The organism is Burkholderia sp. Se-20378 (assembly GCF_017104665.1).
GTDB lineage: Bacteria > Pseudomonadota > Gammaproteobacteria > Burkholderiales > Burkholderiaceae > Burkholderia > Burkholderia lata.
Window position 1 is genome coordinate 1 of record NZ_JAAGPG010000588.1, and the last position, 4,923, is coordinate 4,923.

Sequence of the window (4,923 nt, forward strand, 5' to 3'; positions counted from 1 at the left end):
CCGCCAGCACGGCGGTCGCGCGGCCGATGCCACGGCTCGCGCCGGTGATGAGGACGGCCTTGCGGTCGGACGGTGCGGTCATCGCGTGCGGGTTCCGGTGACGGTTACTTGGCTGCGTCGGGCGCCCACTTGTCGTGGACGGGCGGCTGGTAGCGACGCAGTCGCTCGATCAGTTCGACGGGTTCCGATTCGACGCACAGCGCATCGAAATAGGCCGGACGCATGAAGCCCTCGTCGACCGTATGGCGCAGCAGCGCGATCAGCGGATCGTAGAACGAATCGATGTTGTAGAGCGCGACGGGCTTGCGGTGATAGCCGAGCTGCGCCCACGTGTAGACCTCGAAGAGCTCCTCGAGCGTGCCGGCGCCGCCGGGCATCGCGACGAACGCGTCGGACAGGTCGGCCATCATTTTCTTGCGGTGGTGCATGTCGGGCACGACGTGCAGTTCCGACAGCCCCGTATGGCCGACTTCCTTGTCGACGAGCAGTTCGGGAATCACACCGACCGCACGGCCGCCGGCCGCCATCACTTCGTCGGCGATCACGCCCATCAGGCCGACGCGGCCGCCGCCGTAGACGAGCGTGAGGCCCGCATCCACGAGCGCGCGGCCGAATGCGCGCGCGGCGTCGGCATAGACGGGCCGCACGCCAGACGACGAGCCGCAATAAACACACACTGCCTTCATTGCTTGGAATCCTTGGCGGGGGCTTGCCCGGTGACGACCGGGCTGCCGGCGGGGCGCGGCGAGCCGTCGCGCGGCGGCAGGTAGTCGGTGAACTGGCGCTTCGGCAGCTTGCCGGAGACCAGATCGTCGAACAGCTGGCGCGAACGGCCGCGCAGGTACGGTGCCATCACGGAGATCACGTGCATGCTGACCTGGTGCAGTTCCTCGCGGATCGCGTCCTGGTCGTTGTATTTGCGCGGATGCATCACGTACTGATACGACAGCCAGTACGTCGAAATGACGGCCATGTTGGTGGCGATGACCTCGATCTCGGCGGGCGTCGCGACCATCTCGGTGTCGGACACGAGCAGCTCGCACATGTCGCGCGCGAAGCGCACCTTGTGGCTGATGATCTGCTTGAAGTGCGTCTCGAGCGTGCGGTTGCGGGCGAGCAGGTCGTTGAGGTCGCGATACAGGAACCGGTAGGTCCACATGAAATCGGCCATGTACTGCAGGTACGACCAGGTTTCGTCGATCGTCGGACGATGATCTTCGGGAAAGCGCAGCCGCCGTTCGATCTGCTGCTCGAACTGCGCGAAGATGCTGTTGATGATGTCGTCCTTGTTGCGGAAATGGTAGTACAGGTTGCCTGGACTGATTTCCATTTCCTCGGCGATCGTCGTGGTCGTGACGTTCGGCTCGCCGATCTCGTTGAAGAGTTTCAACGACAACTCGAGAATCCGTTCGCGGGTGCGGCGGGGAGGTTTCGCTTCCATGTCGTCCGGCCCTGTGTGTGCCGGACTGGCGGGCGCTGCAATCGATGCTGCGTGATTCGTCCGGCGCGGGTTGCTGTTCTATGTCTAGCGGACGATTATAAACCGGGGTTTCGCCACATCGGGGCATTTCGTGATCGCGGCCCCGCGCGGCGCATGGTGCAGCGCCGCACGCGGGCGGTACGACAGGTGCCCGCAGGGCAGCCGTCTAGAAGCCGAGCCAGCGTGCGACGACCGGTCCGAGCACGAAGCCCCACGTCGTCACGCATGCGAACAGCGCGACCGTCACGGCTGCGCTGCCGAGGTCCTTCGCACGCTTCGAGAGTTCGTGACGCTCGAGCGAGATGCGGTCGATCGCGGCCTCGACGCTCGAGTTCAGCAGCTCGACGATCAGCACGAGCAGCACCGACGCGATCAGCAGTGCACGCGAGGCGGCCGGCACCGGTGCGAACGCGCCGATCGGGAGCATCAGCGCGGCGAGCGTGAGTTCCTGGCGAAACGCGCTCTCCTCGCGGATCGCGACGCGGAAGCCGTTCAGCGAATGCTTGAGGGCGTACCAGGCGCGCGTGATGCCGCGATGGCGCTTGTACGGGTTAGGCGGCAGCGGGGCGAGCCGATCGTCGGGGCCGAGCGGCTCGTGCGCATGCACGTCCGCGTCGGCGTGCGGCTCTTCCTCGTCGAACGGGCGGTGCCGTTGCGGCGTTGCGTCGGGGGGCGGGGTCTTGTCGTTCAGGTCTCGTTTCAAACGGCGGCACCTTCTGCTGGCGAGTACGCGGTCTTCGGCAGCGGCTTCAGATGCGACGCGAACTGCTCGGATGCCGCGCGCCACGAGAAGCGTTCGGCCCATGCGCGCGCAGTGGTGCGTTCGATCTTCAGCGCCTCGAGGCAGGCTTCCTGCAGGTCTTCGTGCATCGCGCCAGCGTCGCCTCCGCCGAGCACGTCGATCGGGCCCGTCACCGGATACGCGGCAACCGGTGTGCCGCAGGCGAGCGCCTCGAGCAGCACGAGGCCGAACGTGTCGGTGCGACTCGGGAACACGAACACGTCGGCCGCAGCATACACCTTCGCGAGCTCGGCCTGTGACAGCACGCCGAGATAGTTCGCTTCCGGATAGCGCGACTTCAGCTCCGCGAGCGCGGGGCCTTCGCCCGCGACCCACTTCGAGCCCGGCAGGTCGAGGCGCAGGAAGGCCTCGACGTTCTTCTCGATCGCGACGCGGCCCACGTACAGGAAGATCGGCCGTGCGGTATTGAGCACCTTCGATTCCATCGGCCGGAACACGTCGAGATCGACGCCGCGGGTCCACAGCACGACGTTCGTGAAGCCGAATTTCTCGAGGTCCTCCTTGACGACCGGCGTCGGCGCCATCACCGCGAGTGACGGGCCGTGGAACCAGTGCAGGAAGCGGTAGGTCGCGGCGAGCGGGATGCCGAAGCGAGCCTGCACGTATTCCGGAAAGCGCGTGTGGTACGCGGTCGTGTACGGCAGCTTGCGCGAACGCGCATAGCGTCGCGCGGCGAGGCCGAGCGGACCTTCGGTCGCGATGTGCAGCGCGTCGGGTGCGAACGCATCGATCCGCGCGCGCAGCTTGCGGTACGGCAGGATCGACAGGCGGATCTCCGGGTAGGTCGGGCAGGGCACCGTGCGGAATTCCAGCGGCGTCAGCATTTCGACGCGGTGGCCGAGCGCGGTGAGCTCGCGCGACGTGCTCTTCAGCGTGCGCACGACACCGTTGACCTGCGGTTCCCACGCGTCGGTGACGATCATGATCTTCATCGCGGCTTTGTCCTGTAAGTAAGGGTGTGTCAGGCAGTGGCCTTGGCCTTGCGCGACGTGGTCTCCGTCGGTGCGCTGCGCATCACCGTCCAGTAGACGATCTTCAGTTCGCCTTCCATCGTTTCGACGAGTGCGGACAGGCTTTCGACCCAGTCGCCGTCGTTGCAGTACAGCACGCCGTCGATGTCGCGGATCTCGGCCTTGTGGATGTGGCCGCACACGACGCCGTCGCAGCCGCGGCGGCGCGCCTCGTCAGTCATCACGGTCTCGAACTGCGAGATGAAGTTGACGGCGTTCTTGACCTGGTGCTTCAGGTACTGCGACAGCGACCAGTACTGGAAGCCGAGCCGGCTGCGGATCCGGTTGAACCAGCGGTTCAGCACGAGGATCAGCGTGTAGAGCGTGTCGCCGAGGTACGCGAGCCATTTCGCATGCTGGATCACGCCGTCGAACAGGTCGCCGTGCACGATCCACAAACGTTTGCCCGCGAGCGTCGTGTGGAACGCCTCGCCGCGCACCTGGATGTCGCCGAACGCGAGATCGCAGAACTGCCGCGCGCCTTCGTCGTGGTTGCCCGGGATGTAGACGACCTGCGTTCCCTTGCGTGCCTTGCGCAGGATCTTCTGCACGACATCGTTGTGCGCCTGCGGCCAGTACCAGCCCTTCTTCAGCTGCCAGCCGTCGATGATGTCGCCGACGAGGTACAGGTACTCCGAATCGTTGTGGCGCAGGAAGTCGAGCAGGTACGGCGCCTGGCAACCGCTCGAGCCGAGGTGGATGTCGGACAGCCAGATGGTGCGGTAGCGGTGGGCAGACGAGTCGGGGTCGTCATGCTGCTCGGCGTGCCCGACTGGCGGGTCTTGCGACACCAGCCCGTCGGTTGCGGCAGAACCGGACAGGAAAGCGGTAGCGGCGCGGGCGCCGATGGGGTGACGGAACAGGGAGGTCGCGGACGTTTTCTGGCCCATGCATGACTCGCGCCGGTTGACATTACCGGCATTCCGCCATGCGGGCGTGACTGTGCCGTGACAGTCACGAGACGTTCTTATTACGACCGCTGTAGGGTGTTTAGCAGTGAATGGCGGGGCGTTGTGCAACCTGCCGTACGGAACGGCCGACCGTTGTCCGGCAAGGCTGTCCGGCCGGGCGGGAGGCGCACCGGCGAGGCGTTTTCGTCAGGTGAATGCGGTGCGTCAGCGTGGTATCGCGACGACGCGCGTACGTGCGATCCGGTCGTGCGGAAACTGGCGGTCGGCATGCAGCCGCGCGGCGCCGGCCCACACGACGATCCATGCGGCGGTGAGCGCGAGCGTGACAGGTACCGGCAGGCCGAGGAGCGGATGCAGCGCGAGCGGCGGCAGGAACCACAGCCAGCCGAGCGCATAGCGGACGAGCGCGTGGCCCGCGCTCAGCGGCCGGCCGCTCGACGATTCGAGCCGCAGCCGCCAGGTCTTCATCGGCAGCGTCTGGCCGCCGTGGGTCCAGAACCAGACGAAGTACGCGCCGACCACGAGTGCGATCCAGGCGGCGAGCAGGTTGTGATGGACGAGGCCGTTGCGTTGCTGCGTCGCGAGGCTGAACGCGAGCCCGGCGAAGAACACCACGCCGAACAGCAGCACGCCTTCGTAGAGCAGAGCAGCGAGACGCCGCCGCACGGACGGCGCGGCGGCCGGGGTTTCGGGTGCGGGGGCGTTCGCCACGGGCGAACG

General features: G+C 66.5%; 6 protein-coding genes and 1 pseudogene. All 7 read right to left on the reverse strand.

Going from position 1 to position 4,923, the window contains the following annotated elements; translation table 11 throughout:
* Positions 1–82, reverse strand: a pseudogene (locus G3N93_RS34230) (NAD(P)-dependent oxidoreductase); the annotation flags it as partial.
* 22 nt (positions 83–104) lie between these two features.
* Complete coding sequence (locus tag G3N93_RS34235; RefSeq protein WP_011352722.1) at positions 105–686, reverse strand: TIGR00730 family Rossman fold protein; 582 nt, start codon at positions 684–686, stop codon at positions 105–107.
* Positions 683–1,441, reverse strand: coding sequence for a TetR/AcrR family transcriptional regulator (locus G3N93_RS34240; protein ID WP_174942642.1), 759 nt, complete (start codon positions 1,439–1,441; stop codon positions 683–685). The genes G3N93_RS34235 and G3N93_RS34240 overlap by 4 nt, the downstream gene beginning before the upstream one ends.
* A gap of 205 nt (positions 1,442–1,646) precedes the next feature.
* Positions 1,647–2,183: a diacylglycerol kinase gene (locus G3N93_RS34245; RefSeq protein WP_011352720.1), complete on the reverse strand. Its 537-nt coding sequence runs from the start codon at positions 2,181–2,183 to the stop codon at positions 1,647–1,649.
* Positions 2,180–3,214, reverse strand: a complete 1,035-nt coding sequence (locus G3N93_RS34250) for a glycosyltransferase family 1 protein (protein WP_206134955.1) — start codon at positions 3,212–3,214, stop codon at positions 2,180–2,182. Before G3N93_RS34250 ends, G3N93_RS34245 begins: the two co-directional genes overlap by 4 nt.
* Positions 3,215–3,243: 29 nt before the next feature.
* Positions 3,244–4,182, reverse strand: a complete 939-nt coding sequence (locus G3N93_RS34255; RefSeq protein WP_206134956.1) for a UDP-2,3-diacylglucosamine diphosphatase — start codon at positions 4,180–4,182, stop codon at positions 3,244–3,246.
* Between the two features lie 225 nt (positions 4,183–4,407).
* Positions 4,408–4,914: an RDD family protein gene (locus tag G3N93_RS34260; RefSeq protein WP_174942634.1), complete on the reverse strand. Its 507-nt coding sequence runs from the start codon at positions 4,912–4,914 to the stop codon at positions 4,408–4,410.
* Between the last annotated feature and the right edge of the window lie 9 nt (positions 4,915–4,923).